Annotated in this window: 25 protein-coding genes; 9 read left to right on the forward strand and 16 right to left on the reverse strand. The window is 71.8% G+C overall.

Annotation, left to right across the window (positions count from 1 at the left end; genetic code table 11):
• Positions 1-120 precede the first annotated feature (120 nt).
• Positions 121-1,293 (forward strand): MarP family serine protease, encoded by a 1,173-nt coding sequence (locus ACFO6V_RS21610; protein ID WP_377139227.1) that lies wholly within the window; start codon positions 121-123, stop codon positions 1,291-1,293.
• Positions 1,294-1,336: 43 nt separating this feature from the next.
• On the opposite strand, the gene ACFO6V_RS21615 is transcribed toward ACFO6V_RS21610, so the two are convergent.
• Genes ACFO6V_RS21615 through ACFO6V_RS21625 form a run of 3 tightly spaced genes read right to left on the reverse strand, consistent with a single transcriptional unit; the run spans position 1,337 to position 3,765 of the window.
• A complete protein-coding gene (locus tag ACFO6V_RS21615; RefSeq protein ID WP_377139230.1) occupies positions 1,337-1,981 on the reverse strand; it encodes a GNAT family N-acetyltransferase in 645 nt (214 codons plus the stop codon).
• A gap of 57 nt (positions 1,982-2,038) precedes the next feature.
• Positions 2,039-2,707 carry an NADPH-dependent F420 reductase gene (locus ACFO6V_RS21620; protein WP_377139233.1) on the reverse strand — a complete coding sequence of 223 codons (669 nt, stop codon included), beginning with the start codon at positions 2,705-2,707 and terminating at the stop codon, positions 2,039-2,041.
• Positions 2,707-3,765 (reverse strand): LLM class flavin-dependent oxidoreductase, encoded by a 1,059-nt coding sequence (locus ACFO6V_RS21625; RefSeq protein ID WP_377139679.1) that lies wholly within the window; start codon positions 3,763-3,765, stop codon positions 2,707-2,709. The genes ACFO6V_RS21620 and ACFO6V_RS21625 overlap by 1 nt, the downstream gene beginning before the upstream one ends.
• Positions 3,766-3,869: 104 nt before the next feature.
• Between ACFO6V_RS21625 and ACFO6V_RS21630 the strand changes: the two genes are divergently transcribed.
• Positions 3,870-4,355 carry a MarR family winged helix-turn-helix transcriptional regulator gene (locus ACFO6V_RS21630; protein WP_377139236.1) on the forward strand — a complete coding sequence of 162 codons (486 nt, stop codon included), beginning with the start codon at positions 3,870-3,872 and terminating at the stop codon, positions 4,353-4,355.
• 51 nt (positions 4,356-4,406) lie between these two features.
• Here ACFO6V_RS21630 and ACFO6V_RS21635 read toward each other — a convergent pair whose 3' ends face one another.
• Together ACFO6V_RS21635 and ACFO6V_RS21640 are read right to left on the reverse strand one after the other, a co-directional pair.
• Positions 4,407-4,913, reverse strand: coding sequence for an SRPBCC family protein (locus tag ACFO6V_RS21635; protein ID WP_377139239.1), 507 nt, complete (start codon positions 4,911-4,913; stop codon positions 4,407-4,409).
• Between the two features lies 1 nt (position 4,914).
• Positions 4,915-5,310 (reverse strand): ArsR/SmtB family transcription factor, encoded by a 396-nt coding sequence (locus tag ACFO6V_RS21640; protein WP_377139242.1) that lies wholly within the window; start codon positions 5,308-5,310, stop codon positions 4,915-4,917.
• Between the two features lie 72 nt (positions 5,311-5,382).
• Between ACFO6V_RS21640 and ACFO6V_RS21645 the strand changes: the two genes are divergently transcribed.
• Positions 5,383-5,928 (forward strand): ferritin, encoded by a 546-nt coding sequence (locus ACFO6V_RS21645; RefSeq protein WP_377139244.1) that lies wholly within the window; start codon positions 5,383-5,385, stop codon positions 5,926-5,928.
• 68 nt (positions 5,929-5,996) lie between these two features.
• On the opposite strand, the gene ACFO6V_RS21650 is transcribed toward ACFO6V_RS21645, so the two are convergent.
• Positions 5,997-6,959, reverse strand: a complete 963-nt coding sequence (locus ACFO6V_RS21650; protein WP_377139247.1) for a helix-turn-helix transcriptional regulator — start codon at positions 6,957-6,959, stop codon at positions 5,997-5,999.
• Between the two features lie 61 nt (positions 6,960-7,020).
• Between ACFO6V_RS21650 and ACFO6V_RS21655 the strand changes: the two genes are divergently transcribed.
• Together ACFO6V_RS21655 and ACFO6V_RS21660 are read left to right on the forward strand one after the other, a co-directional pair.
• Complete coding sequence (locus tag ACFO6V_RS21655) at positions 7,021-8,148, forward strand: epoxide hydrolase family protein (protein WP_377139249.1); 1,128 nt, start codon at positions 7,021-7,023, stop codon at positions 8,146-8,148.
• Between the two features lie 125 nt (positions 8,149-8,273).
• Positions 8,274-8,714, forward strand: coding sequence for a zf-HC2 domain-containing protein (locus ACFO6V_RS21660; RefSeq protein WP_377139252.1), 441 nt, complete (start codon positions 8,274-8,276; stop codon positions 8,712-8,714).
• Here ACFO6V_RS21660 and ACFO6V_RS21665 read toward each other — a convergent pair.
• Positions 8,629-10,398 (reverse strand): multicopper oxidase family protein, encoded by a 1,770-nt coding sequence (locus ACFO6V_RS21665; protein ID WP_377139255.1) that lies wholly within the window; start codon positions 10,396-10,398, stop codon positions 8,629-8,631. The two genes, ACFO6V_RS21660 and ACFO6V_RS21665, sit on opposite strands and share 86 nt — an antisense overlap.
• The gene (locus ACFO6V_RS21670; protein ID WP_377139258.1) at positions 10,391-10,885 is read right to left on the reverse strand and encodes a hypothetical protein; all 495 of its coding nucleotides are present in this window, start codon (positions 10,883-10,885) and stop codon (positions 10,391-10,393) included. Before ACFO6V_RS21670 ends, ACFO6V_RS21665 begins: the two co-directional genes overlap by 8 nt.
• A gap of 107 nt (positions 10,886-10,992) precedes the next feature.
• Between ACFO6V_RS21670 and ACFO6V_RS21675 the strand changes: the two genes are divergently transcribed.
• Entirely contained in the window at positions 10,993-11,889 is an 897-nt protein-coding gene (locus ACFO6V_RS21675) for a LysR family transcriptional regulator (protein ID WP_377139260.1), read from the forward strand.
• A gap of 80 nt (positions 11,890-11,969) precedes the next feature.
• Positions 11,970-12,470 carry a YybH family protein gene (locus ACFO6V_RS21680; protein ID WP_377139262.1) on the forward strand — a complete coding sequence of 167 codons (501 nt, stop codon included), beginning with the start codon at positions 11,970-11,972 and terminating at the stop codon, positions 12,468-12,470.
• Between the two features lie 16 nt (positions 12,471-12,486).
• Here the strand turns inward: ACFO6V_RS21680 and ACFO6V_RS21685 are convergent, their stop codons facing one another.
• Positions 12,487-14,001 carry an MFS transporter gene (locus ACFO6V_RS21685; protein ID WP_377139264.1) on the reverse strand — a complete coding sequence of 505 codons (1,515 nt, stop codon included), beginning with the start codon at positions 13,999-14,001 and terminating at the stop codon, positions 12,487-12,489.
• Between the two features lie 99 nt (positions 14,002-14,100).
• On the opposite strand from ACFO6V_RS21685, the gene ACFO6V_RS21690 reads away from it, so the two are divergent.
• Positions 14,101-14,661 carry a TetR/AcrR family transcriptional regulator gene (locus ACFO6V_RS21690; RefSeq protein WP_377139266.1) on the forward strand — a complete coding sequence of 187 codons (561 nt, stop codon included), beginning with the start codon at positions 14,101-14,103 and terminating at the stop codon, positions 14,659-14,661.
• Between the two features lie 18 nt (positions 14,662-14,679).
• On the opposite strand, the gene ACFO6V_RS21695 is transcribed toward ACFO6V_RS21690, so the two are convergent.
• The 7 genes from ACFO6V_RS21695 to ACFO6V_RS21725 form a co-directional block, all read right to left on the reverse strand.
• Complete coding sequence (locus tag ACFO6V_RS21695) at positions 14,680-15,420, reverse strand: DUF899 family protein (protein WP_377139268.1); 741 nt, start codon at positions 15,418-15,420, stop codon at positions 14,680-14,682.
• Between the two features lie 264 nt (positions 15,421-15,684).
• Positions 15,685-16,494, reverse strand: coding sequence for an HpcH/HpaI aldolase family protein (locus ACFO6V_RS21700; protein WP_377139270.1), 810 nt, complete (start codon positions 16,492-16,494; stop codon positions 15,685-15,687).
• Positions 16,479-17,264 carry a 2-oxo-hept-4-ene-1,7-dioate hydratase gene (gene hpaH, locus ACFO6V_RS21705; RefSeq protein WP_377139273.1) on the reverse strand — a complete coding sequence of 262 codons (786 nt, stop codon included), beginning with the start codon at positions 17,262-17,264 and terminating at the stop codon, positions 16,479-16,481. The genes ACFO6V_RS21700 and hpaH overlap by 16 nt, the downstream gene beginning before the upstream one ends.
• Before the next feature lie 17 nt (positions 17,265-17,281).
• Complete coding sequence (gene hpaD / locus ACFO6V_RS21710) at positions 17,282-18,442, reverse strand: 3,4-dihydroxyphenylacetate 2,3-dioxygenase (RefSeq protein WP_377139276.1); 1,161 nt, start codon at positions 18,440-18,442, stop codon at positions 17,282-17,284.
• Between the two features lie 2 nt (positions 18,443-18,444).
• Positions 18,445-19,965, reverse strand: coding sequence for a 5-carboxymethyl-2-hydroxymuconate semialdehyde dehydrogenase (gene hpaE, locus ACFO6V_RS21715; RefSeq protein WP_377139279.1), 1,521 nt, complete (start codon positions 19,963-19,965; stop codon positions 18,445-18,447).
• On the reverse strand, positions 19,962-20,711 hold the full coding sequence (locus ACFO6V_RS21720) for a GntR family transcriptional regulator (protein ID WP_377139281.1): 750 nt from the start codon (positions 20,709-20,711) through the stop codon (positions 19,962-19,964). Before ACFO6V_RS21720 ends, hpaE begins: the two co-directional genes overlap by 4 nt.
• Positions 20,711-22,270 carry a fumarylacetoacetate hydrolase family protein gene (locus ACFO6V_RS21725; protein WP_377139283.1) on the reverse strand — a complete coding sequence of 520 codons (1,560 nt, stop codon included), beginning with the start codon at positions 22,268-22,270 and terminating at the stop codon, positions 20,711-20,713. Before ACFO6V_RS21725 ends, ACFO6V_RS21720 begins: the two co-directional genes overlap by 1 nt.
• 172 nt (positions 22,271-22,442) lie before the next feature.
• On the opposite strand from ACFO6V_RS21725, the gene ACFO6V_RS21730 reads away from it, so the two are divergent.
• The gene (locus tag ACFO6V_RS21730) at positions 22,443-23,822 is read left to right on the forward strand and encodes an MFS transporter (protein ID WP_377139286.1); all 1,380 of its coding nucleotides are present in this window, start codon (positions 22,443-22,445) and stop codon (positions 23,820-23,822) included.
• The last annotated feature ends 20 nt before the right edge of the window (positions 23,823-23,842 follow it).

Genomic DNA, 23,842 nt, shown 5'->3' on the forward strand with positions numbered 1-23,842 from the left:
ACCGCAAATCGGCGGATCGGGTGATGGACGTGCGTTGCGGGCCGCGGCTCGCAGGTTCAGCGCTTACGGTCATCTCATCCTGCCCGTCCGCCCGCAGCCCACCGCCCCCGAAGGAGCCCCGTGCAGCTGTTCGACCTGGTGCTTCTCGTGGTGCTGTTCATGGCCCTCATGGCGGGTCTGAGCCGTGGCCTCCTGGCCACGCTCGGCGGCCTGATCGGGCTCATCGTCGGCGGCGTCGCCGCCTTCTGGGCGGTCCCCGCCGTCAACGACCTGCTGCCCACCTCCGAGTGGCGCGGGCCGGTGTCCGTCGCCGTCGCCATCCTGCTGCCGCTGTTCTGCGCGTCCGTCGGGGCGGGGATGGGGCGGAGCCTGCGCCAGGGCGTGGACCGCACCTCGCTCCGCCCGCTCGAGCGGCTGCTGGGCGGGGTCGCGAACGTGGGCGTCGTCGCCCTCGCGCTCTCGTTCGTCGGCAACGCGGTGAGCGCCACCGGTGCCCCCGGCGTCGCCTCGGCGGTCTCGTCGTCCGCCGTCCTGCGCACGATCGACGAGCTGACGCCGCCGGCCGTGGGCCGGCCGCTCGCCGAGATGCGCTCCATCGTGCTCGACGACGGCCTCCCTCGCCTGAACATCCTGATGGTGCCGCGCGACACGCCGGTCGTGCCCGCCGTCGACCTCGACAACGACGCGCTGGAGGCCTCCGCACAGTCGGTGGCCCGGATCTCGGGCATCGCGTACGCGTGCGGCAAGAGCTCGACCGGGTCGGGCTTCGTCGTGGCGCCCGACCGCCTGGTGACCAACGCGCACGTCGTCGCGGGCGTGGACCTTCCGGTCGTCGAGCTGCCCGGCGGCGAGGTCCGGGAGGGCCGGGTCGTCTACTACGACCCCGTCGACGACCTCGCGGTGATCGCCGTCAACGGGCTGGCCGCCGACCCGCTCGACATCGCGCCGACCCTGTCGGTGGGCGACGACGCCGTCGTTCAGGGGTACCCCTACGGCGGCCCGTTCACCTCGGGCAGCGCCGGGGTGCTCAGCGTCAGCACCACCCGCGTGCCGGACTCGTACGGGCGCGGCGCCAACGACCGCGAGGTCTACTCCCTGGCCGCCGAGGTACGCCCCGGCAACTCGGGCGGCCCGCTCCTGACCACCGGCGGCGACGTGGCCGGCGTCATCTTCGCGCGCGACGTCTCCGAGGAGAACATCGGCTACGCGATGACGAGCGCCGAGCTGCTCCCGGTCGCCGACCGGGCCACCGAGCTGGACACCGCGGTGTCGACGGGGCAGTGCGCGAGCTGACCGGCTGAGGAACGGTCGAGGAGAGTGTGACCGTGCCGCCGGGTCAGGCCGTCGCCCGGTAGACGAACCCGGCGAGCGGCGCGTGCACCTTCCAGCCCAGCGCCTCGTACAGGGCGCGACCCTCGGCGCTCGCGCCGAGCACGCCCGTCGAGGCACCCCGTGCGACGGCGCCGTTCGCCAGCGTGCGCATCACCAGGCTGCCCAGGCCGCGGCGCTGGTGCGCGGGATCGGTCTCCACCTGGTCGACGACGGCGCTCTCGCCGGTCACCGCGATCTGTCCGCGGGCGGCGACCGCGCCGTCGGTGGCGAGCACGCGGACGAAGGTCACGCCCGCCCTGGTCTCGGCGGTCAGCGCGTACCCGTCCGGGGCGCGCACCTCCGACGGACACAGCTGGGTGGCCATGAGGAAGGTCGGCGGCCCGGACGTCCAGCCGGGCGGGAGCCAGGACGCGACGAGCTCAGGGGCGACGAACGCCTTGAGCCACGTGTTCGGCACCGTGACCGATCCGGCGACCTTGCGGACGGCGGCCTCGGCGGCGGGCTCATCGGCGTCGAGCAGCACGTACCGCGCCACGTGGTGCGGCAGGCCGACGTCGATCCGGAAACCCTCCGCCTGCTCGACGGGCGGTTCGGTCCCCCGCGAGAGAGCCCAGCCGAGCACCCAGTGGCGTGCGAGCCGCTTCACCATCACTCCCCCTGCGTCCAGCGTGCGTCCGGCGCCGACCTGTCCGGCGGCAGCCCGATGCTACCGAGCGGTCGAGCGGTCGCCGTCCAGCATCTCCTCGAGCCGCCCGGCCTCGACGTTCGCCCCGAACGCCGGCGTGCCGGGCTCCATGCGGACTCCCTCGGCGAGCTTTCCGACGACCACCGGGTCGAAGCCCAGCGCGTCCACGAGCGCGGCCACCGCTGCGACGTCGGCCTGGTCGTCGCCGGCGATCCCTATCGCTTTGCGGCCGGCCGCGCCCGCCGGCCGGGCTCCGTCCTCGAGGTCGTGGTAGCCCATGTGGTTGAACGCCTTGACGACGCGCGCGCCCGGGAGCGCGGCCTGGACGAGCTCGCTCGTGGACTCCCCCGCCTGCAGGATCCCGTCGCGGGGCCCGTCGATCTCCCACCAGTGGTTCATCGAGTCGACGACGAGCTTGCCCTCCAGCACCCCGGCCGGGATCGACCGGTACTTGCCGAGCGGCAGGGCGAGGACGACGGCGTCCGCCTCGCTGGCCGCCGTCTCCCCGTCGACCGCACGGGCCCCCGGGGCGAGGACCTCCACGGTGAGCGCGATCCGGGCCGGGTCGCCGGAGCCCGCCACGAGCACGTCGTATCCGGCGGCGACGGCGAGGCGGGCCAGCACGGTGCCGACCTTGCCGGCGCCGAGGATGCCGAGGGTGCCGAGGGTGCGCACGGGAGCCTCCGCCATCAGGCCACCTCGACCTTCGCCGGCTGCTCGGCGAGCAGCTCGCGGACCATCGGGATGACCTGCGTGCCGTAGAGCTCCACGGCGCGCAGCCGGTCGCTCGCGCGCACCGTGCCCGCCGAGGAGTAGATGAGGTCGAACCGGCCGACGTCGAGGGCGCCGATGGCGCGGGCCATCTTGCGGGCGACGGTCTCGGGCGAGCCCACGTAGAGGGAGCCCTCGGCGACGTCCGCCTCGAACTCCTCGCGACGCACGGGCGGCCAGCCGCGCAGGGCGCCGATGCGGTCGCGGATCACCTTGTAGCCCGGGTAGAACAGCTCCATCGCCTTCTCGTCCGTCTCGGCGACGAAGCCCGGCGAGTGCATGCCCACCGGGTAGGAGGTGGTGCCGAGCTCCCTGGCCGCCCGGCGGTAGAGGTCGACGTACGGCACGAACCGCTCGGGCGCCCCGCCGATGATCGCGAGCATCAGCCGCAGCCCGTACTGGGCGGTGCGGATCACCGACTGCGGCGAGCCGCCGACGCCGACCCAGGTGGTCAGGCGGCCCGAGTCCGTCTTGGGGAAGACGTCCGCGTTCTCCAGCGACGGCCGCAGCTTGCCCTCCCAGGTGACCGGCTTCTCGTCGAGCAGCTTCACGAACAGGTCGATCTTCTCCTCGAACAGCTGGTCGTAGTCGCGCAGGTCGTAGCCGAACAGCGGGAACGACTCGGTGAACGAGCCGCGCCCGAGGATGACCTCGGCCCGCCCGTTGGACAGCGCGTCGACGGTCGCGAACCGCTGGAAGACCCGCACCGGGTCGTCGGAGCTCAGGACGGTCACACCCGAGGCGAGCTTGATCTTCGAGGTAGCGGTCGCGATGCCGGCCAGCACCGTCTCCGGCGTGGAGATCGCGAACTCGGGCCGGTGGTGCTCGCCGACGGCGATCACGTCGATCCCGATCTGGTCCGCGAGCACCGCCTCCTCGACGGTGGCGCGGATCGCCGCGCCGTGGGACATGACCTCGCCGCGGTCGTTCCGCGGCAGGTCCCCGAAAGTGTCGATGCCGAACTCGATGTCACCCATCTCGATGTCGCCCATGAGGACTCCTCCACGACTGCACTGCACATTTGATTGACGTGTCAATCATGTACCCGATATGGTTGACACGTCAACCAGTGGAGGTCACCGTGACGCAGGACACGCCGTCCCGCCCGAGCCGAGCCGGTACCCGGCAGTCGCCGACGGCGGACGAGCTGCGCATCTGGCGCGGGTTCATCGAGACCGCGCAGGCGCTGAACACGCGGCTGGCCAGCCGCCTGCACGAGGAGTCGGCGCTCTCGCCCGGCGACTACGCGGTGCTGCTCGCCCTGAGCGAGGCGTACGGGCGCCGGCTGCGCTCCTCCGAGCTCGCGGACGCCGTCGGCTGGGAGCGCAGCCGGCTGTCCCATCACCTCCGGCGCATGGAGGGGCGCGGCCTCATCCGCCGCGACGACTGCGCCGTCGACTACCGCGGCGCCGAGGTGGTGCTCACCGACGAGGGCGCCCGCGCCTTCCGGAGCGCCTCGGTGCCGCACCTGCGCGCGGTCCGCGAGCTGTTCGTGGACGCTCTGACCCCGGCCCAGCTCAACCAGATCGAGGAGCTGACGGCAGCCCTCCGAACCGCCCTCCGTTGAGTGCTGGGTATTTGTTGGGATCTGCGCCGCGGGCCAACAAATAGCCAGCACTCAACGAGGTGGCGGGGTCAGGGCGACCGCCAGCTCCTCCAGGAGGTCGTAGCCCTCCTGCATGCCGCCCTCCATGCCCGAGTCGATGATCAGGTCGCGCAGCTCCTTGCTGGAGGTGACCGTGCGGACCGTGAGCGTGGTGCGCCCGTCGTGCTCGCTGAGCGTGTAGTGGTTCAGGGTGGGCTCCGAGTCGCCGTCGGGCGCTCCCTCGTAGACCTCCGTCTGCACCATGCTCGCCGGCGCGTCGATCTCGCGGAACTCGCCGTGGAAGCCCACCTCGAACCCGCCGTCGGCCGTCATGACGTACCGCCACGTGCCGCCGACGCGCAGGTCGACGGACGCGCTCGTCACGGTCCCGCGCTGCCCGGCCCACCAGCGCTTGATGAGGTCGGGCTCGGTGAGCACCTTCCACACGAGGCGCCGCGGTGCGTTGAACTCCCGGGTGACCAGGATCTCGGTGTCGCTGGGCAGCGTCAGGACCGCACTGCCCTTGGTGGTGGTAGCCATGTCAATCTCCTCTTCCCTGTTCCTCTTCGGTTGCCGTTGATGACTCAGATGGCGCAGACCCCTCGGACACCGCTCGGGTGAGCTCGTCGAGGACGTCGTCGACCAGGTCGAACCGCTCGTTCCAGAGCCGCTCGTACCCGACCACCCAGTCGTGGACCGCGCGCAGCGGCGCGGCGTTCACGCGGTACAGGCGGCGGCGCCCGTCGTCGCGCACGTCCACCAGCCCCACCTCCCTCAGGACCCGCAGGTGCTTGGACACCTGCGGCTGGGCGAGCCCGAGCAGCTCGGTCAGGTCGCCCACCGCGAGCTCGCCGCCGGCCAGGGCGTCGAGGATCTCGCGACGGCGCGGCTCGGCCACCGCGTTGAACGCGTCGGTAGTGGTCGCTGCTCGTGCCATGGCTCAAACATATACCCATATAGGCATGTGTCAAGAGGCGGAGTGTCCGTGACGCCGGGTAGCGTGAGGGGCATGACGACGACCTCGGAGAATTCGCAGTACCTGCGCCTGCTGGGCGAGCAGGTGGGCCACGAGCTGGCCGCGCACCTGCAGTACGTGGCGATCGCTGTCTGGTTCGACAGCCACGACCTGCCGCAGCTGGCCGCGCACTTCTACCGGCAGGCGCTCGAGGAGCGCAACCACGGGATGATGATCGTGCAGTACCACCTGGACCGCGGCCTGCCCGTGCAGATCCCCGGGACCCCCGCGGTGCGCAACGACTTCGCCGACGTGATCGAGCCGCTCCAGCTCGCGCTGGACCAGGAGCAGCAGGTCACGCGGCAGATCGAGGCGATCTTCCGCGCGGCGCGCGAGGAGGGCGACGCCCTGGGCGAGCAGTTCCTCATGTGGTTCCTCGAGGAGCAGGTCGAGGAGGTCGCCGCCGCGACCACCCTCGTCACCGTCGCCAAGCGTGCCGGCGACAACCTGTTCGACCTGGAGAACTACGTGGCGCGCGAGACGATCGGCGACGCGGGCGAGTCCGCCTCAGCCCCGAGGGTCGCAGGCGGATCCCTCTGACCCACCTCACCCGTTGAGTGCTGGGTATTTGCCCCCTTTCTTGCTCGGGAAGGGCAAATACCCAGCACTCAACGGTCTGGGGTCGAGCGGGCGTAGCGGGCGGTCAGACAGCGGAGGTGGGCGACCAGCTCCGGCGGGCCGGTGACGTCGAAGTCGGCGTCGAGCAGTCCCAGGTGCGCACCGAGCGTCTCCACGGAGTCGGCGCCGGTGTCCAGCACGCACGTGTGCTCGTCGACGCGTTCGACGACGCCCACCGCCGGGCTGATCCGTTCGCCCACCACCTCGGCGGGGGCGTGCACGGTGACGCGCGCCCGGTAGCGCCAGGCGGCGGCGGAGACCCGGCTCGACACGTACGCCGCGACGTCGTCGGGCAGCTCGCGCGGAGCGAACCGCGGGCCGGTGGGGATGCGCGGCCGCATCCGGTCGACGCGGAAGGTCCGCCAGTCCTCCCGGTCCAGGTCCCACGCGAAGAGGTACCAGCGACGGCCCCAGCTGACCAGCCGGTACGGCTCGACGGCGCGCACGGTGGCCGCGCCGGAGTGGTCCGCGTAGTCGAACCGGAGCCGCTCACGGTCACGGCAGACGGCGGCGAGCGCCGTCAGGATCTCCGTGTCGACAGACGGTCCCGCGTCGTCGCGGGGTACCGGCACCGTATAGGTCTGCAGCGCGCTGACCCGCCGACGCAGCCGGGACGGCAGCACCTGCTCCAGCTTGGCCAGCGCCCGGAGCGACGCCTCCTCGATCCCCGCGATGGCGCCGCCCGTCGCCGTCCGGAGCCCGACGGTGACCGCTACCGCCTCGTCGTCGTCGAGCAGCAGCGGCGGCAGGTCCGCGCCCGCGCCGAGGCGGTAGCCGCCGACGTTCCCTCGGGTGGCCGCGACCGGATAGCCGAGGTCGCGCAGGCGCTGGACGTCGGTGCGTATGGTCCGCCCGCTCACCCCGAGCCGCTGGGCCAGCTCGGTACCGGTCCAGTCGCGCGGGAGCTGGAGGAGGGAGAGCAGGCGCAGGAGCCGCGCCGAGGTTTCCAACATGGCCCAAGATTCGCACGCCATGAGGAAGCAGATCTTCCTAATGGGCCGTCAGAGTTGAGACATGGACATCAACGAGAACAGCATCAACGAGTTCCGTATCGACATCCCCCAGGCCGACCTCGACGACCTCGACGAGCGTCTCGCCCGCGTGCGCTGGACCAACGAGCTGCCCGACGGCGGCGGCGACTACGGCGTCCCGCTCGAGTACCTGCAGGGCCTCGTCCGGCGCTGGCGCGAGGAGTACGACTGGCGCGCCTGGGAGGCGCGGCTCAACCAGTACCCGCAGTTCACCACGACCATCGACGGGCAGAACGTGCACTTCATGCACGTCCGCTCCCCCGAGCCGGACGCGACTCCCCTGCTGCTCACGCACGGCTGGCCGACGACGGTCGTCGAGTACCTGGACGTGATCGACCGGCTGAGCGACCCGCGGGCCCACGGCGGCGACCCGGCCGACGCGTTCCACCTGGTGATCCCGTCGGTGCCGGGCTTCGGCTTCTCGGGCCACACCACCGACAAGGGCTGGAGCCGGTACCGGATCGCGAAGGCGTGGACCGAGCTGATGCGCCGCCTCGGGTACGAGCAGTACGGCGCGCACGGCAACGACGGCGGCTCCCTCATCTCGCCGGAGGTCGGGCGCTGCGACCCCGAGCACGTCCTCGGGGTGCACGTGACCCAGATCTTCTCGTTCCCGTCCGGCGATCCCGCCGAGCTGGAGGGCCTGTCGCCGGAGGACCAGAAGAACGTCGAGTTCCTGGCGTGGTGGCTGGAGAACGGCGGCGCGTACGACAAGCTGCAGTCGACCGCCCCGCAGACGCTCTCGCACGCGCTGGCGGACTCGCCGGTGGGACAGCTCGGCTGGAACGCGCAGCTGCTCGGGCCGAACCTCGACCCCGACTACGTGCTCACGAACACGACGATCTACTGGCTCACCAACACGGCGGCATCGTCGGCGCGTCTCTACTACGAGGACTTCCACGCCACGGACAAGCCCAGCGAGCCGACCACCGTGCCGATCGGGCTGGCCAACTTCGCCTGGGACTTCCACTCGATCCGCGCGTTCGCCGAACGGGACCACAAGAACATAGTCTCGTGGAACGTGTACGAAACGGGCTCGCACTTCGCGGCGCACGACGCACCCGACCTGCTGATCGACGACATCCGCGGGTTCTTCCGCCGGCTGCGCTGAGCAGGGGCGACGGAGCGGGTGTCGCGTAGCCCACCCGAGTTGCGCGACACCCGACTCGTGGAACTGTTACCCAGCGGGTCGAAACACCAGGTCGAAACACCAGGCATCGAGAGGGACGGGTTCGCATGACGACCACGGGTGCTCCTCGGGTCGACCAGCTGCGCACGAAACCGGATGCCGAGCCCGATGCCGCGCCGGCCCCAAAGCCGGCCACCGCGCAACCGACCGCCATCGCCCAGCTCCGCTCCGCACTGGCCGACCTGGCCGACCCTGCCGAGGCTCATGGACGGTCCGCCGCCACTCGCACCCGGGACGTACGCCGACCCGAGTGCCGCGTCGCACGTGCCGCCCTGCACGACTACCTCCACGGGCGCCTGGCGCCCAGCAGGCGTCACCGTGTCGAGCTCCACCTGGACGGCTGCGCGGGGTGCACGCGCGCGTTCATCGACGTCCGCGAGGTCTCCTGGACTCTCCGCGGCCTCAGGCGACGGCTCGTCGCCGACGGTCACCGGGGCGGGCGGCACCGCGCACCCCGGGCCGGCGCCAACCCCGACGCACAGGGCTGAGCCGCCACACCGACGGACACGGCCACACGATCTCCAGGTTCGCCATCATGCCCATGTCCTCGTGCTCGGCATTGTGGCAGTGGAAGAGGAACCTGCCGCGATACCCGTCGAACCGCGTGATGATCTCGACCCCCTCGCCAGGTCGCAGGGAGACGGTGTCCTTGAGCCCCGCGTCGTGTGCCAGGGGCCGGCCGTTCCCGCGCGAGAGCAGCCGGAAGCCGACGAGGTGCAGATGGACGGGGTGGTGCACGTCCGCGATCAGCCGCCACACCTCGACGTCGCCGAGCCGGGTCGTGACGTCGGTGCGTGCCGGGTCGAACGGGAGCCCGTCGATCAGCCAGCCGTGGCCACCGTTCATCCGCCCCGCGCGGAACGCCAGGTCGCGCACCCGGACGGCGTCCGCGCGACGCCAGGTGGGCAGGTCGGTGGCGAGCGTGCCGGGGACGCGGCTGTCGTCGGCGGCCCGGCGGACCACACGGAACGCCATCACCTCGGCGGCACGTCCGGTGCCGACCCGGTTGACGAGCCGGACGCGGTTGCCGACCGGCACCGCGGAGAAGTCCACGACCACGTCGTAGCGCTCGGCCGGGGCCACGGGCAGACGCCGGTGGACGACGGGCGCGGCGAGCAGCCCCTGGTCGGCGCCCACCTGCACGAGGTCGAGCCGGCGCCCGGCGTCGTCGACGAGCTCCAGCTCGTAGTGCCGCGCGTTGGAGGCGTTGAGGATCCGCAAACGGTAGCGCACCGCGTCTACCTCGTGGACCGGCCACGGGGCGCCGTTGACCAGGACGACGTCGCCCACCACCCCGGCGAGAAAGGGCTCGTGCACCCCTGGCCGGTCCCGCAGCGTGGGGTCGAGCGACGGGTAGTCGAGGCGGCCGCCGGCGGAGAACGCACGGTCCGTGATCATCAGCGGCAGCTCGCGCGGCCCCGAGGGCAGGCCGAGCGCGTCCTCGACGTCGTCCCGCACGATGTGCAGGCCAGCCAGGCCGCGCCAGATCGCCGGAGCGGTGAAGTCCATCCGGTGGTCGTGGTACCAGAGCAGCGTCGCCCGCTGGTCCATCGGGAACGTGTAGTCGCGTGTCACGCCGGTCACCACCGCGCGTGGGTCGTGCATGCCGTGGCCACCGTGTGCGCCCTGTTCACCCTGTGCGTCCTGCACGCCCTGGCGCCGAGGGTGATCGGTGTGCGCGCCGGCGTCGGGCCAGCCCACCGGGAGCACGAGGTCGGTGGGATATCCGTCGGACTCGGCGGGAGTCCGCCCACCGTGGAGATGCACCACCGACGGCACGGGCAGCTCGTTGTGATGGGTCACCATGACCGGACGTCCGCGCCGCGACTCGATGGTCGGTCCGGGGAAGGTGCCGTCGTACGTCCACACGGGGGTGGCCACGCCAGGCAGGATCTCCGCCGTCGCCTCCCGCTGGGTGATCGCGTACCGGTCCACCCCGCCGGTCGTGCTGATCGGCCGCAGCACCTCCGGAACGGGCAACGGCACCTGGAACGACGGCGGCAGCGGGAGCGCGCTGCGCAGGAGCGCACCGGTGCTCGCTGGACGGCGCGCCTGCACCGCCGCCGTCGTCAGCCCCGTGGCCGCCATCAGCCCGAGCGCCCCGCCGATACCCAGCGCCTGCCGCCTGGTCACATCGAGGGCGGAGGCCTGGTTCTCGCCGCGCTCACGCATCGCGGACCTCCGGGTGCTGCTCGCGTGCAGGCTGCGCGGCGAGCGGCCGCCGAGAGAGCGGCCGGAGCCAGACGGCGATGAACTGCACGACCAGTCCGGCGACGGTCAGCACCCCCAGCGGGATGTGCAGCCAGAGCGCACCCTCCAGGCCGGCGAAGTACTGGACGGTCTCGGCGACGACGACCACCAGCGTGGTGCAGAACGGCCAGGCGCGCCGGAGCAGCACCCAGAGAACGATCCCCACGATCAGCTGGACGTAGCCGATGGTGGTGACCACGTCGGCGCCGACCGCATGCCGGCTCAAGGCCTCGAAGTCGCCGGTCAGGTACACGCCGGCGAACACCGGCTGGCCGATGATCGCGATCAGGTGCGCGCTGACGACTGCCCGGAGGACCCAGCCGACGGGCCTCGTGCCGGGCTCGATCCTGGGCTCGCTGCCAGGCTTGGTCCCAGCCTCGGCAAGGGCTGTTGGCGCACTGGTCACCATGCAAGTTCTCTTTCGCTCGGGCTACGTTCTGAAGACACGACACTATGATCTGAGCGTTATCTTTCCCACTACCAATATCGCTATGGTGTTATGACGCCGGAGGCATGATGGAGCTGAACTCCCTCGCCCACTTCCTGGTGGTGGCGCGCCTGGAACACCTCAGCCGCGCGGCCGAGGAGCTGCACGTGGCCCAGCCGTCGCTGAGCCGGACCATCGCCCGGCTGGAGGGCGAGCTCGGTGTGCCACTGTTCGACCGCAGCGGCAGGCTCCGGCTGAACGACGCGGGCAGGCTCTTCCGCGACCACGTCGAACGGGCTCTTGGCGAGCTGGAGGCCGGCCGGCGCGCCGTCACCGAGGCCGCGGGCGACGGTCTCGGCACCGTACGACTGGCCTCCGAGACGTTCCTGACCCTCACCGGGCCGCTGGCGACCTACAAGCGCGCCCACCCCGACATCGAGATCGAGCTCCGCTGGTCCGCGGCCGAGGACATGGCCCGCCTGCTGCGCGCGCAGGAGGTCGACCTGTGCGTCACGTCGCAGCCGATCCACGCCGAGGGTGTGGAGGCGGCCCTCCTGTTCGACGACGCAGTCGGGCTGGGCGTGCCGCTCGACCACCCGCTGGCGGGGCGCGCGTCGGTGACCATCGACGAGATCGCCGACCTGCCCTTCATCACCGGACGCGACGGGCACTGGATCCGCCGGCTGCTCGAAAGGCTCTTCGCCGCCCGGGACCGCACACCGCGGATCGTCTGCGAGAGCGACGAGCCGAGCGCCATCGCGGCCCTGATCAGCGTGGGGCTCGGCGTCGGCCTGGTTCCGGGCTTCGCCCGCCGCAGCGGCTCCGCCGTCCCCGGCGCCTGGATCGCCGTCGACGACCCGGACTGCCGGCGCAGGGTCACGGTGCACTGGGCGGCGGGCGCGCGCCTGTCGGGCGCCGCCCGCCTGATGCGGACCACGCTCACCGACTTCGACTGGAACCCCGGCGAGTCTGCCGAACGCACGTGACGGGTGGTCCCGTCACAACCGGCAGCCGTGCCACGTCAGGTCATCGTGACGAATTCACCGGACCGAAGGGACGACGAACGATGAACACGGGAAACGAAGTGATCGGCATCGTGGGCGGCGAGGTAGAGGGTGAGGCAGCCAGCGGGGCAGGCGAGGCGCAGATCCGACAGCAGGTGGACGTGCTGGTGGAGCGGATCGAGGCCAAGGATCTCGACGGACTGGGCCGGCTCTACGCGAGCGACGTCGTGTCCTTCGACGTCGAGCCGCCGCTGCAGCACCTCGGCCGGGACGCGAAGCTGCGGAGCTGGACGAGCGCCTTCACCTTCTTCCGCGACGTGCGCTACGAGCTGCGCGACCTGGCCTGCACGGTCGACGAGAACGTCGCCTTCGCGCACGGCTTCGGCAGGCTGAGCGGCACGCTGGCGAGCGGCACGGAGACAGGCACAGAGACGGACGGCATGTGGGTCCGGGTCACGCTCTGCTTCCGCAGGGTCGACGGCGAGTGGCTGATCACTCACGACCAGGTATCCGTGCCGTTCGACGTCCGCAGCGGCAGAGGCGTGGCGGACCTCGAGCCCTGACCGGCCCCCGCGAGGCTCACCCGGCGTTCTTGCCCTCTGCCGGGATGAGCCGCCACGCGACCAGGGCGGCGACCGCGGTCAGCACGGCCGCCACCACGCACGCGACCTGCAGGGAGGCGACGAACGCCTCCCTCGCCGCGTCCAGCACGTCCGCCCGGTCGCCCGCGACCGCTACCGCCGAGGCGAGCGAGTCGCTCGCCTGTGCCCGGTCGGCGGCGGTCAGGTCGGCGGGCAGAGCGACGCGCGCCTGGTAGCCCAGGGTGACGAGCGAGCCGAGCACCGCGACGCCGAGTGCGACCCCGAGCTCGTAGGCGGTCTCCGAGATCGCCGAGGCCCCGCCCGCCTTCGCGGGCGGTACTGCGGAGACGACGGCGTCGGTGGTCAGGGTCATCGCCAGCCCGACCCCCAGGCCGGCGGGCACGAGGGCGAGCGCGAGCCACGCGTAGTGGTCGGCGCCCTCGGCCACCGCGATCGCGACCATGCCGAGCGCCGTGACCCCGAGGCCGAGGGCGATGGCGGGGCCGCGGCCGAACCGCGTGATGGACCAGCCCACCACCACGACCACGACGATGGACGCGATGGTGGCCGGCAGCTCGGCAACACCGGCGACCAGCGGCGAGTACCCGCGCACGAGCTGCAGGTACTGCGAGAAGAAGAACAGCATGCCGGTGAGCGCGAAGATCGCTATCAGGTTCGCCGCAACGGCTCCGCTGAACGCGGGGATCTTGAAGAGCCCGACGTCGAGCAGCGGGCCGCGTCCGTCCGCGACCAGCCGGGCCTGACGCCGCACGAATCCGAGGCCGGAGAGCACCGCGAGCGCCAACACCCCGACTGCCAGCGCGTCCACGCCCTCGGAGGCCGCGTGCTTGATCGACCACACCAGAGGCATCACCGCCGCGAACGACAGCACTACCGACAGGACGTCGAGGCGTCCGGGCTCGGGGTCCTTCGCCTCGGGCAGCAGTACCGCGCCCGCGATGACCAGCACGATGACCACGGGGACGTTCACGAGGAAGACCGAACCCCACCAGAAGTGCTCGAGCAGCGCGCCGCCCACCAGCGGCCCGACGGCGGCGCCACCACCGGCCGCTGCCGACCACACCGCGATGGCCCGGCTGCGCTCGCGCGCCTCCGGGAACAGCGTGCGGATGAGCGAGAGCGTCGAGGGCATGATCGTCGCGCCCGCCACGCCGAGCAGGAGGCGGGCGAGGATCAGGATCTCGGCGCTCGGCGCGAAGGCGGCGAGCGCCGAGGCCGCGCCGAACGCCGTCGACCCGATGAGCAGGAGGCGCTTGCGCCCGACCCTGTCGGCCAGCGTGCCCATCGCGACGAGGAGCCCGGCGATGGCCAGCGAGTAGATGTCGCCGATCCAGAGCACCTGGGTGGCGGTCGGTGCGAGGTCGCGGGTCAGTGACGGGACCGCCAGGTAGAGGACGGTCCCGTCGATGGCGAGCAGGCCGACCGCGAGCACGAGGACGGCGAGCGCGGCCCACCGGCGGCGCGTGGAGAGGGCGGGAGATGAAGCGGTCACCCCACTACTGTACCGTCCAGCCGGTACAGTTCTTGTCGGCGGGATCTATAGTCCATGCCGAGCAGTGCGTGTCGAGAGCAGAGGGTGAGGTGCTGGCCGGTGGGTCGGACGGCGGGCAGGGACCCGGAGCAGACGCGCGCCGCGCTGCTGGACGCGGCGAGCCGCCTGGTCCGCGAGCGGGGGATCTCGACGACCCTTGACGACGTCGCACGCCGCGCCGGGGTCTCCAAGGGCGGGCTGCTCTACCACTTCGCGAGCAAGCAGGAGCTCCTGCTGGCGATGGCTGCCGACTGGCTCGAACGGTTCAGGGTCGCGGTGCTGGCCGCCGTCCCCCCGGACGACGACGCCCCCGGGCGCCTGGTGCGCGCCTACGTGCGGGTGTCGATCGAGGGTGCGCTGGACCCGGCAGCGTCGCGCGACGCGCTGGTGGTGATCGCGCACCTGTCGACGGTGGACGCGGTCACCGAGCTCGCACGCGCCGACGCGCAGCGCTGGCAGGAGGACCTGCGGGCGGACGGCCTCCCCGAGGACGTCCTCTCGCTCGTCCTCGCGGCCGCGGACGGCGTCAGCGCCCAGCCGGTCTGGGGCATGGAGCCCGCGCCGGAGGAGCTGACGCGGCTCCGCGAACACCTGCTCGCGCTGACACACGTCGACCGCTAGCGAACGCCGCCCGGCCCCTCAGCTGAGCGCGTCGGAACGACCGGCTTCGATACGGGACCACTGGGCGATGGGTCGTCCGTTCGTCACCCAGTGGTGCTTGCCGGGTTCTTCGCTCCAGGGCTGGGGCCAGCCCTCGGGCGAGTCCTCCCAGGTCTCCTGGCGTCCGTAGACGGTCATGTCCAGCAGCCCGTGGGTGGGGGTCATGACCTCGACGCCGCGACCGCCGGTGTAGTACGTCTCGAACACCCGCTCGCCGTCGCGGACGTAGCAGACGAGGTGGTGGACCTGCCAGTCGCGACCCTCCAGGAGCTGTGCCGCGGTCTTCTCGGCCGAGTACCACGGCATGTCCAGACCCAGGAAGTCGCGGTAGCGGACGCTCTCCTCGTACGGGCCCTTACAGAGGGTGGCGTACGTGATGTCGCGGGAGTGGAGGTAGGACAGCTCGCGCACCTGGCAGTTGAAGAACGTGCAGCCCTCGCACTGCTCCGCGGCGGGCCGGCCCGGCCACCAGGCGTGGAAGTAGGCGATGAGCTGCTTGCGGCCCTCGAAGACGTCGAGGATCGTGACCGGCCCGTCCGGACCGATCACCTCGATGCCGGCGTCGACCTCCACCATCGGCAGCCGACGCCGCGCCGCCGCGATCGCGTCCCCTTCACGGGTGTGCGCCTTCTCGCGTGCGAACAGTGCGTCCCGCGCCTCCTGCCAGGTCTTTCTGTCGACCACGGGCGGGAGGGCCGGGTCGGGTGTCTGGTCGTTCATGGTCGGCCTCCGAACAGGTCAGCCAGTGAGATCCACTGGTCACGGGTACCTACGGCGCGTTGCGTCATCATCGTCTCCCGTCGCCGCAGGGCGCGTCTCCCGAACGTCGCACACCAGCTCACGGCCACACATCCGCCCGGTGGCGTACCTCCGCCTACGCCCCTCGCCGTACACACTCACACCCGCCGCGTCGAGCCACCTCCCCCAGGTGTTACGGCGCCAGGCGCCCGGTCACCATGCGGCCGGCTCGACGACGCAGCCGTGCTACTTCCCCGCGTCCGTCTCGTCCTCGCCGCTACCGATCCAGGTGTCCGCCAGGGCTTCCGAACCGCGGGCCAGCAGCGCGACGTCGGCGCCGACCAGCACGAAGGACGCCCCCGCCTCCAGGTACGACCGGGCCACCGCCGGGTCGAAGGCGTTGACGCCGACGGGCTTGCCCGCGGCGCGCACCGCCTCGAAGGTCGCGCGGACGGCTGCGGTGACGTCCGGGTGCGTCTGCTGTCCGAGCACGCCCATCGAGGCAGCCAGGTCGGACGGGCCCACGAAGACGCCGTCGACCCCGTCGACGGCCGCGATCTGCGCCGCGTTCTCGACGCCGGTCGTCGACTCGACCTGCACGAACAGCGAGACGTGCTGGTCGGCGTCGGCCATGTAGCCCTCCACGCGGTTCCAGCGCGCGCCCCGGGACAGCGCGCTGCCCACGCCGCGGATGCCGCGCGGCGGATAACGCACCGCCCGCACGACGGCGGCCGCCTGCTCGGCCGTGTCGACCATGGGCACCAGCAGGTTCTGGGCGCCGAGGTCGAGCAGCTGCTTGAGCACCACCGCATCGTCCGACGGCGCCCGCACCACCGGCGTGACCGGGTACGGCGCCACCGCCTGGAGCAGCGCCGACGTCGTCTCCAGGCCGATCGGCGAGTGCTCGCCGTCGATCAGGAGCCAGTCGAGGCCGGCGCCCGCGCAGATCTCCGCCACGAGCGGGCTGCCGGTGCACACCCACATGCCGACCTGCGGCCGGTCCGAGCCGGCGATGCGGTCGCGGAACGTGGGCGGGAGGGTCAGACGAATCGGCACGAGACGGTCCCCAGCTCTCGGTAGTCGGCGAGCACGGTGTCGCCAGGCTCGATCCACACGGGCCGCGTGAACGAGCCGGCGAGGACGATCTCCCCGGGTTGCAGCGCGTCGTCGTGCTGGGCGAGCTTGTTCGCCAGCCAGGCGACCCCGGTGGCCGGGTGGGTGAGGACCGCGGCGGCCACACCGGACTCCTCGATGGTCTCGTTGCGGTAGAGCAGCGCCGAGACCCAGCGCAGGTCGGTCTCGCCGACGCGCACGGGGTTGCCGCCGTAGACCATGCCGCCCATGGCCGCGTTGTCGCTGATCGTGTCGACGATGGTGCGCCCGGACATCTCGATCCGCGACGACAGGATCTCCAGGGCCGGCACCACGTACTCGGTCGCGCGCAGGACGTCGAACACCGTGACGTCCGGCCCCTTGAGCCCCTCGCGCAGCACGAAGGCCAGCTCCACCTCGATCCGCACGTTCGAGAACCGCGAGTGCTCGATGACCGAGCCGTTGTCGAAGACCATGTCGGCGAAGATCGCGCCGTAGTCCGGCTCGGTGATGCCGGTGGCGGCCTGCATGACCTTCGACGTCAGCCCGATCTTGCGGCCCACGGGGCGACGTCCGGCCTCGATGCCGCGCCGGCGCCACGTGTTCTGCACCGCGTAGGAGTCCTCGACGGTCATGCCGGGGTACCGCGTCGTCAGGAGCGGCACGGTGGTGCGGTCGGCCTCCGCGCGGGCCAGCTCGTCGGCGATGGTGGTGATCGTCGCGTCGTCCAGCATGCGCTCCCCCGCCCCCGTCACAGCTGGTGCCCCAGCTTGTACTCGCCCTGCTTCCACGACGGCAGCACGTCGTCGTCACCTGCGCGGGCGGAGTCCTCCGGCCGCGTGTAGGAGAACCCGTCGGCGCCGATGGTCACCGCCATCTCGGAGGTGTCGGTCCGCGCGACGACCGGCTGGGGCTTGCCGTCCAGGTCCAGGACGAGCGACGCCTCGGTGTACCAGGACGGCACCACGGGGTTGCCCCACCAGTCACGGCGCTGGTTGTCGTGCACGTCCCAGGTCACCACCGGGTTGTCGGGGTCGCCCGTGTAGTAGTCCTGCGTGTAGATCTCCACGCGGTGCCCGTCCGGATCGCGCAGGTACAGGTAGAAGGCGTTGGACACGCCGTGGCGGCCCGGGCCGCGCTCGATGTGGTCGGACAGCCGCAGCGCGCCGAGCTTGTCACAGATCGCGATGATGTTGTGCTTCTCGTGCGTCGCGAACGCGACGTGGTGCATGCGCGGGCCGTCGCCGCCTGTCATCGCCGTGTCGTGCACCGTCGGCTTGCGGCGCATCCAGGCGGCGTACGTCGTGCCCTCGGCGTCCTGGATGTCCTCGGTGACGCGGAAGCCGAGGTCCTCCATGAACTTCACGGCGCGCGGCACGTCCGGCGTCACCTGGTTGAAGTGGTCCAGGCGCACCAGTGCGCCGGGGGTGTGCAGGTCGTATCGCCACGCGAGGCGTTCGACGTGGTCGACGTCGTAGAAGAACTCGTACGGGAAGCCGAGCGGGTCGATCACCCGCACCGAGTCCCCGATGCCCTTCGTGAAGCCCTCGGCGCGACGCTCGACGCGACAGCCGAGCTCGGTGTAGAACGCGACCGCGCGGTCCAGCTCCTCGGGGCTGCGCACCCGGTACGAGAACGCGGCGACGGCGGCCACCGGACCCTTGCGCAGCACGAGGTTGTGGTGGATGAACTCCTCGAGGCTGCGCAGGTAGACCGCGTCGTCGTCCTCCTCGGTGACGACCAGGCCGAGCACGTCGACGTAGAAGCTCCGCGAGGCGGCCAGGTCGGTGACCACGAGCTCCATGTAGGCGCACCGCAGGATGTCCGGCGCGGGCGCCAGGGGCGTGGGGATCGGGTCAGCGGCGATGATGGGCGCGTCGCTGGTCACGACGGGCACGGTCGTGTCGGTCATCTTCAGGCTCCCTTGCCGAAAGTCGGGTTGTGCACCTTGCCGAGCGTGATGTGCACGGCCTGCTGGTCGGTGTAGAAGTCGATCGAGCGGTAGCCGCCCTCGTGCCCGAGGCCGGACGCCTTGACCCCGCCGAACGGCGTGCGCAGGTCGCGCACGTTGTTCGAGTTGAGCCAGACCATGCCCGCCTCGATGGCCTGCGAGAAGTTGTGCGCGCGCTTCAGGTCGTTGGTCCACACATAGGCGGCCAGCCCGTACCTCACGCCGTTGGCCAGCGCGAGCGCCTCTTCCTCGGTGTCGAACGGGGTGATCGCCACGACCGGGCCGAAGATCTCCTCCTGGAAGATCCGGGCCGACGGCGGCACGTCGGCGAAAACCGTCGGTGCCACGTAGTTGCCCGTCTCGAAGCCCTCCGGACGCCCGCCGCCCGCCACGAGCCGGCCCTCGCTCTTGCCGATCTCGATGTAGGAGACGACCTTGTCGTAGTGCTCGGGGTGCACCAGCGCGCCCACCTCGGTCCGCGGGTCCTGGGGGTCGCCCACCACGACCCGCTTCGCCTGCTCGGCGTAGCGCTCGACGAACTCGTCGTAGACCGCCCGCTCCACGAGGATGCGGCTGCCGGCGGTGCAGCGCTCGCCGTTGAGCGAGAAGACGCCGAAGATCGTCGCGTCGATCGCGGCGCCCAGATCCGCGTCGGCGAAGACGATGGCCGGCGACTTGCCGCCCAGCTCCATCGACAGGCCCTTCAGGTGCGGGGCGGCGTTGGCGAAGATGAGCTGGCCGGTGCTGCTCTCCCCCGTGAACGAGATCAGCGGCACGTCCGGATGCTTGACCAGGGCGTCACCTGCCTCCTCGCCGAGGCCGTTGACCAGGTTGAACACGCCGGCCGGGAGTCCCGCCTCCTCGAAGATGCCCGCCCACAGCGACGCCGAGAGCGGCGTGAACTCCGCAGGCTTGAGCACCACGGTGTTGCCCGTCGCGAGCGCCGGGCCGAGCTTCCAGGACTCCAGCATGAACGGCGTGTTCCAGGGCGTGATGAGGCCTGCGACGCCGATCGGCTTGCGGTTGACGTAGTTGATCTGCCGGCCGGGGACCTTGAAGGTGTCGTCCGCCTGCGCCACCACGAGGTCCGCGAAGAACCGGAAGTTCTCGGCGGCGCGGCGGGCCTGGCCCAGCGCCTGGGTGATCGGCAGGCCCGAGTCGAAGCTCTCCAGCTCGGCGAGCCGGGCGTCGCGGGACTCGACGATGTCCGCGATCCGGTGCAGGATCCGTGAGCGCTCGCGCGGGAGCATCCTGGGCCAGGGACCGTTCAGGAAGGCGTCGCGTGCTGCCGCGACGGCCAGGTCGACGTCGGCCTGCTTGCCCGCCGCCGCCTGCAGGTAGACGTCGTTGGTCACCGGTTCGAGCACGTCGAAGGTGTCGCCGTCGGCGGAGTCGACGAACTTTCCGCCGATGTAGTGCTGGATGCGGCCGGGCAGGTCGGCCGGCACGTGGCGGGGCGCCTGGTTGGTCGGCTCGTCGGTCACGGTGTCTCCCTGAGTGGTGTCGGGCGGGGCACTGATCTGTCGGCCCTGTCTGCCCTGTCGGCGCGGGCGTCCAGGAAGGCCTGCATGGTCGCCCAGCGGTGGTTGCGTGCGGCGATCTCGACCTCGAGCGGGTCGGCGCCGCCGGCGATCAGGTCGAGGATGTGGGCGTGCTCGGCCACGGAGTCCCTGGCCCTGCCGGGTACGAACGCGAACGTGGAGTCCCGCAGGCCGGACAGCTGGGCCCAGCCGCGGTGCACCATGTCGAGCAGCAGCTTGTTGGGGCACGACTCGAACAGCACCGAGTGGAACTGCCGGTTCAGCGCGGTGAACGCGTGGGGGTCGAAGTGGTCGAGCACCGCGCGCAGGTGGTCGTTCACCTCGGTCGCCCGCTGGAGGTCCGCGGCGGAGATGGCTCGTGCGGAGAGACCGGTGGCGGCCCCCTCGACGACGCCGAGAGCCTGCATGGCATCGACGTAACCGTGCTCGTCGACCATCGCGACCCGCGCGCCGACGTTCCGCTCGTAGGTGACCAGGCCCTCTGCCTCCAGCCGCCGGATCGCCTCGCGCACCGGCACGACGCTCATCGCCAGCTCGTCGGCGATGCTCTGCAGCACGAGGCGGTAGCCGGGGCTCAGCTCGTGGAGCGCTATGCGGTCGCGCAGGTAGTCGTACGCGAGCTGCGACTTGCTGAGCGCGCCGGCGAACGCGGTCTCGACGGCCGACGCCGTCCCGTCGCCGCCGGTCATCACGACTCCCCCTGCCCGTCGGGGGACGGGGCCCGAGATGTCTCGTACCGTGCCCGCCACTCGGCGTTCGGCGGGAAGAGCCCGTCCACCGGGTGGCCGGCGGCCACCTGCTGCGCGACCCACGTGTCCTGCTCCTCCTGGGCGATCGTCGCGTCGGCGACCTCCTCCGCCAGGTGCGGCGGCACGACGACGACGCCATCCGCGTCGCCCACGACGATGTCACCGGGCAGCACCGTCGCTCCGCCGCAGGCGACCGCGACGTCCGTGTCCCACGGGACGTGCCGGCGGCCGAGCACCGCCGGGTGCGGACCGCCCGAGAAGACGGGGAGCCCGGTCGCGGCCACGGCCTCGAAGTCGCGCACACCGCCGTCGGTGACCACGCCCGCCGCCCCGCGCACGTGCGCGCGCAGGGCCAGGACGTCGCCGAGGGTCGCCGACCCCTTCTCGCCGCGCGCCTCGATCACGATGACCTCGCCGGCGCCGACGGTGTCGAACATCCGCTTCTGGGCGTTGTAACCACCACCGTGCGCGGCGAACAGGTCCTCCCGGTTCGGCACGAACCGCAGGGTCCGCGCACGGCCGACGATCGTCGCGCCCGGCACGTTGGGCCGCACGCCCTCGATGATCACGTTGTCCAGGCCACGCTTGCGCAGCTGGGCGGAGAGCCCCGCGACGGGCGCACGCCGCAGCTTGTCCGCGAGCTCGTCGGTGAGCGCGAACGGCTCCTCCACGGCACCCGGCTCGGGCTCCGGCGTCAGGCCCGCCGCCTCGCGGCTCCCCCACGCCTCCGCCCGCTGCATGTCGTCGACCTTCGGTCCGGCGCCGACGTCGGAGAACGGCACGTCGCCCTGCACCACCGTCGTGACCAGGCGGCCCGACGTCGGCGCGCCGGGCGCCGCCGGGGCGTCCACCTCGACCTCGACGACGTCGCCCGGCACCACCACGCTCGATCCGGCGGGGGTGCCGGTGAGCACGACGTCACCGGTCTCGAGCGTCAGGTGCTGGGACAGGTCGGCCACGATCTGCGCGAACGGGAACAGCAGCGCGTCCTCGCCCGTGGTGTCCTCCTGCACGAGCTCGCCGTTGACCCAGGTGCGGACGCGCAGCCCGGCGGGATCGACCACGCGGGCGTCGATGAGCGCCGGGCCGACGGGCGTGTAGCCGTCGCGGCCCTTGGAGCGCACGTTCGAGCCCTTGTCGGCCCAGCGCAGGTCGTAGACGCCGAGGTCGTTGGCGGCGGTCACGGCGGCGACGTGGTCCCAAGCCTCCTCGACGGGCACGTGCCGGGCAGGCCTGCCGATGACCAGCGCGACCTCCCCCTCGAACGCGAGGAGCTCCGTGCCGGCCGGCCGCTCGACCACACCTCCGGTGGCGGCGAGCGAGCTCGTCGGCTTGAGGAAGTACGACGGCGCGGCGGGCCGTCGTCCGCGCTGCTCGGAGCGCGACAGGTAGGCGATGTGGACGGCGACGATCTTGCCCGGCCGCTCCGTGAGCGGACCGCTCGCCGCCGGCGTCCGCGTCGCAGCGGCCTGCGGTTCGGTACTTGCGTCGGTACCCATGAGCTCCCTTGCCCGTCGTTCCGCCGGTCTTCCACAGCTTCCGATGTGACCCCTGGCGCTTTGTATCTCAAATCGTATATGGTCCGTGGGAACCCGGCAAGGCCGCCCCGGCCGAGCCGCCCACCACCGGCCCGCCAACGACGGCAGGCCCGGATGACGAGGGAGTCATGCGATGTCACGCCTAGTCCCGGACGGACCCTCCGCGGCCCGCACCCCCGAGTCCCGCGAGCGCCGCCGCGTCGTCCTCGCGACCATCGTCGGCACGACGGTCGAGTGGTACGACTTCTTCATCTACGCCTCGGCCGCCGGGCTCGTCTTCGGCCAGCTGTTCTTCGAGCCTGCCGGTTCGAGCCTCGGCACGCTCCTGGCGTTCGGCTCGGTGGGCGTCAGCTTCCTGTTCCGCCCGCTCGGCGCGTTCGTCGCGGGGCACCTCGGCGACAAGTACGGACGGCGTGTGGTGCTCGTCCTGACCCTGGTCCTGATGGGCGTGGCCACCGCCCTCATCGGTCTGCTGCCGACCTACGCCCAGATCGGCGTCGCGGCACCCGTCCTGCTGGTGCTGCTGCGGATCCTGCAGGGCATCTCGGCCGGCGGCGAGTGGGGCGGCGCCGTCCTCATGTCCTGCGAGCACGCACCGGTCGAGCGGCGCGGCCTGTTCGGGGCCTCGCCCCAGATCGGTGTCCCCCTCGGCCTGCTGCTCGCGTCCGGGGTGCTGGGCATCATGAACGCCGTGGCGCCCGGCGAGGCGTTCCTCGCCTGGGGCTGGCGTGTCCCGTTCCTCCTGAGCGTCGTGCTGATCGGCATCGGGTACTGGGTGCGCCGGAGCGTCGAGGAGAGCCCGGTGTTCGTCGAGATCGCCCAGCGCGCGGAGACCACCCGCCAGCCGCTGCTGCAGCTCTTCCGCAGGCACACGCCGCTGGTGATCGTCGCCGCCCTCGTCTTCGCCGGCAACAACGCCGTCGGCTACATGACCACGGGCGGCTACATCCAGCGGTACGCGTCCGACCCGGCGGGTCCGGTGGGCCTCGACCGGGGTCCGGTGCTCTGGGCGGTGACGATCTCCGCCGTCGTCTGGCTCGTGTCCACGTGGTTCGCGGGCGCCGTGTCCGACCGCCTCGGCCGGCGCACCACGTACGCGATCGGCTTCGTGGTGCAGCTGGCCGGTGTGCTCGCCCTGTTCCCGCTGGTCAACGGCGGGACGTTCGGCTCGCTGCTGCTCGGCCTGAGCTTCCTGTCCGTGGGCCTCGGCCTCACCTACGGGCCGCAGGCGGCGCTCTACGCCGAGCTGTTCCCGGCTTCCATCCGGTTCTCCGGCGTCTCCATCTCCTACGCGATCGGGTCGATCCTGGGTGGCGCCTTCGCGCCGACGATCGCCACGGCCCTGGTCCAGGCGACGGGCACGACGACAGCGGTGACGATGTACCTGGCGGGCATGACGGTGATCGGGCTGGCGGCGGTCCTCATGCTGCGCGACCGCACCGGCATCCCGCTGGGGCCGGACCACGAGGAGCTGCAGGCCGCCAGCCCGGTCTACGGCCTCGCCAAGGCCTGAGCCGCACCACGAGCAGAACG

Source organism: Promicromonospora alba (genome assembly GCF_042654905.1).
Taxonomy (GTDB): Bacteria; Actinomycetota; Actinomycetes; order Actinomycetales; family Cellulomonadaceae; genus Promicromonospora; species Promicromonospora alba.

Coding starts and splice junctions, on each gene's coding strand:
- ACFO6V_RS21615 (WP_377139230.1), bottom strand. CDS start 1,981: ATGGTGAAGCGGCTCGCACGCCACTGGGTGCTCGGCTGGGCTCTCTCG.
- ACFO6V_RS21620 (WP_377139233.1), bottom strand. CDS start 2,707: ATGGCGGAGGCTCCCGTGCGCACCCTCGGCACCCTCGGCATCCTCGGC.
- ACFO6V_RS21625 (WP_377139679.1), bottom strand. CDS start 3,765: ATGGGTGACATCGAGTTCGGCATCGACACTTTCGGGGACCTGCCGCGG.
- ACFO6V_RS21635 (WP_377139239.1), bottom strand. CDS start 4,913: ATGGCTACCACCACCAAGGGCAGTGCGGTCCTGACGCTGCCCAGCGAC.
- ACFO6V_RS21640 (WP_377139242.1), bottom strand. CDS start 5,310: ATGGCACGAGCAGCGACCACTACCGACGCGTTCAACGCGGTGGCCGAG.
- ACFO6V_RS21645 (WP_377139244.1), top strand. CDS start 5,383: ATGACGACGACCTCGGAGAATTCGCAGTACCTGCGCCTGCTGGGCGAG.
- ACFO6V_RS21650 (WP_377139247.1), bottom strand. CDS start 6,959: ATGTTGGAAACCTCGGCGCGGCTCCTGCGCCTGCTCTCCCTCCTCCAG.
- ACFO6V_RS21655 (WP_377139249.1), top strand. CDS start 7,021: ATGGACATCAACGAGAACAGCATCAACGAGTTCCGTATCGACATCCCC.
- ACFO6V_RS21660 (WP_377139252.1), top strand. CDS start 8,274: ATGACGACCACGGGTGCTCCTCGGGTCGACCAGCTGCGCACGAAACCG.
- ACFO6V_RS21665 (WP_377139255.1), bottom strand. CDS start 10,398: ATGCGTGAGCGCGGCGAGAACCAGGCCTCCGCCCTCGATGTGACCAGG.
- ACFO6V_RS21670 (WP_377139258.1), bottom strand. CDS start 10,885: ATGGTGACCAGTGCGCCAACAGCCCTTGCCGAGGCTGGGACCAAGCCT.
- ACFO6V_RS21675 (WP_377139260.1), top strand. CDS start 10,993: ATGGAGCTGAACTCCCTCGCCCACTTCCTGGTGGTGGCGCGCCTGGAA.
- ACFO6V_RS21680 (WP_377139262.1), top strand. CDS start 11,970: ATGAACACGGGAAACGAAGTGATCGGCATCGTGGGCGGCGAGGTAGAG.
- ACFO6V_RS21695 (WP_377139268.1), bottom strand. CDS start 15,420: ATGAACGACCAGACACCCGACCCGGCCCTCCCGCCCGTGGTCGACAGA.
- hpaH (WP_377139273.1), bottom strand. CDS start 17,264: ATGCTGGACGACGCGACGATCACCACCATCGCCGACGAGCTGGCCCGC.
- hpaD (WP_377139276.1), bottom strand. CDS start 18,442: ATGACCGACACGACCGTGCCCGTCGTGACCAGCGACGCGCCCATCATC.
- ACFO6V_RS21720 (WP_377139281.1), bottom strand. CDS start 20,711: ATGACCGGCGGCGACGGGACGGCGTCGGCCGTCGAGACCGCGTTCGCC.
- ACFO6V_RS21725 (WP_377139283.1), bottom strand. CDS start 22,270: ATGGGTACCGACGCAAGTACCGAACCGCAGGCCGCTGCGACGCGGACG.
- ACFO6V_RS21730 (WP_377139286.1), top strand. CDS start 22,443: ATGTCACGCCTAGTCCCGGACGGACCCTCCGCGGCCCGCACCCCCGAG.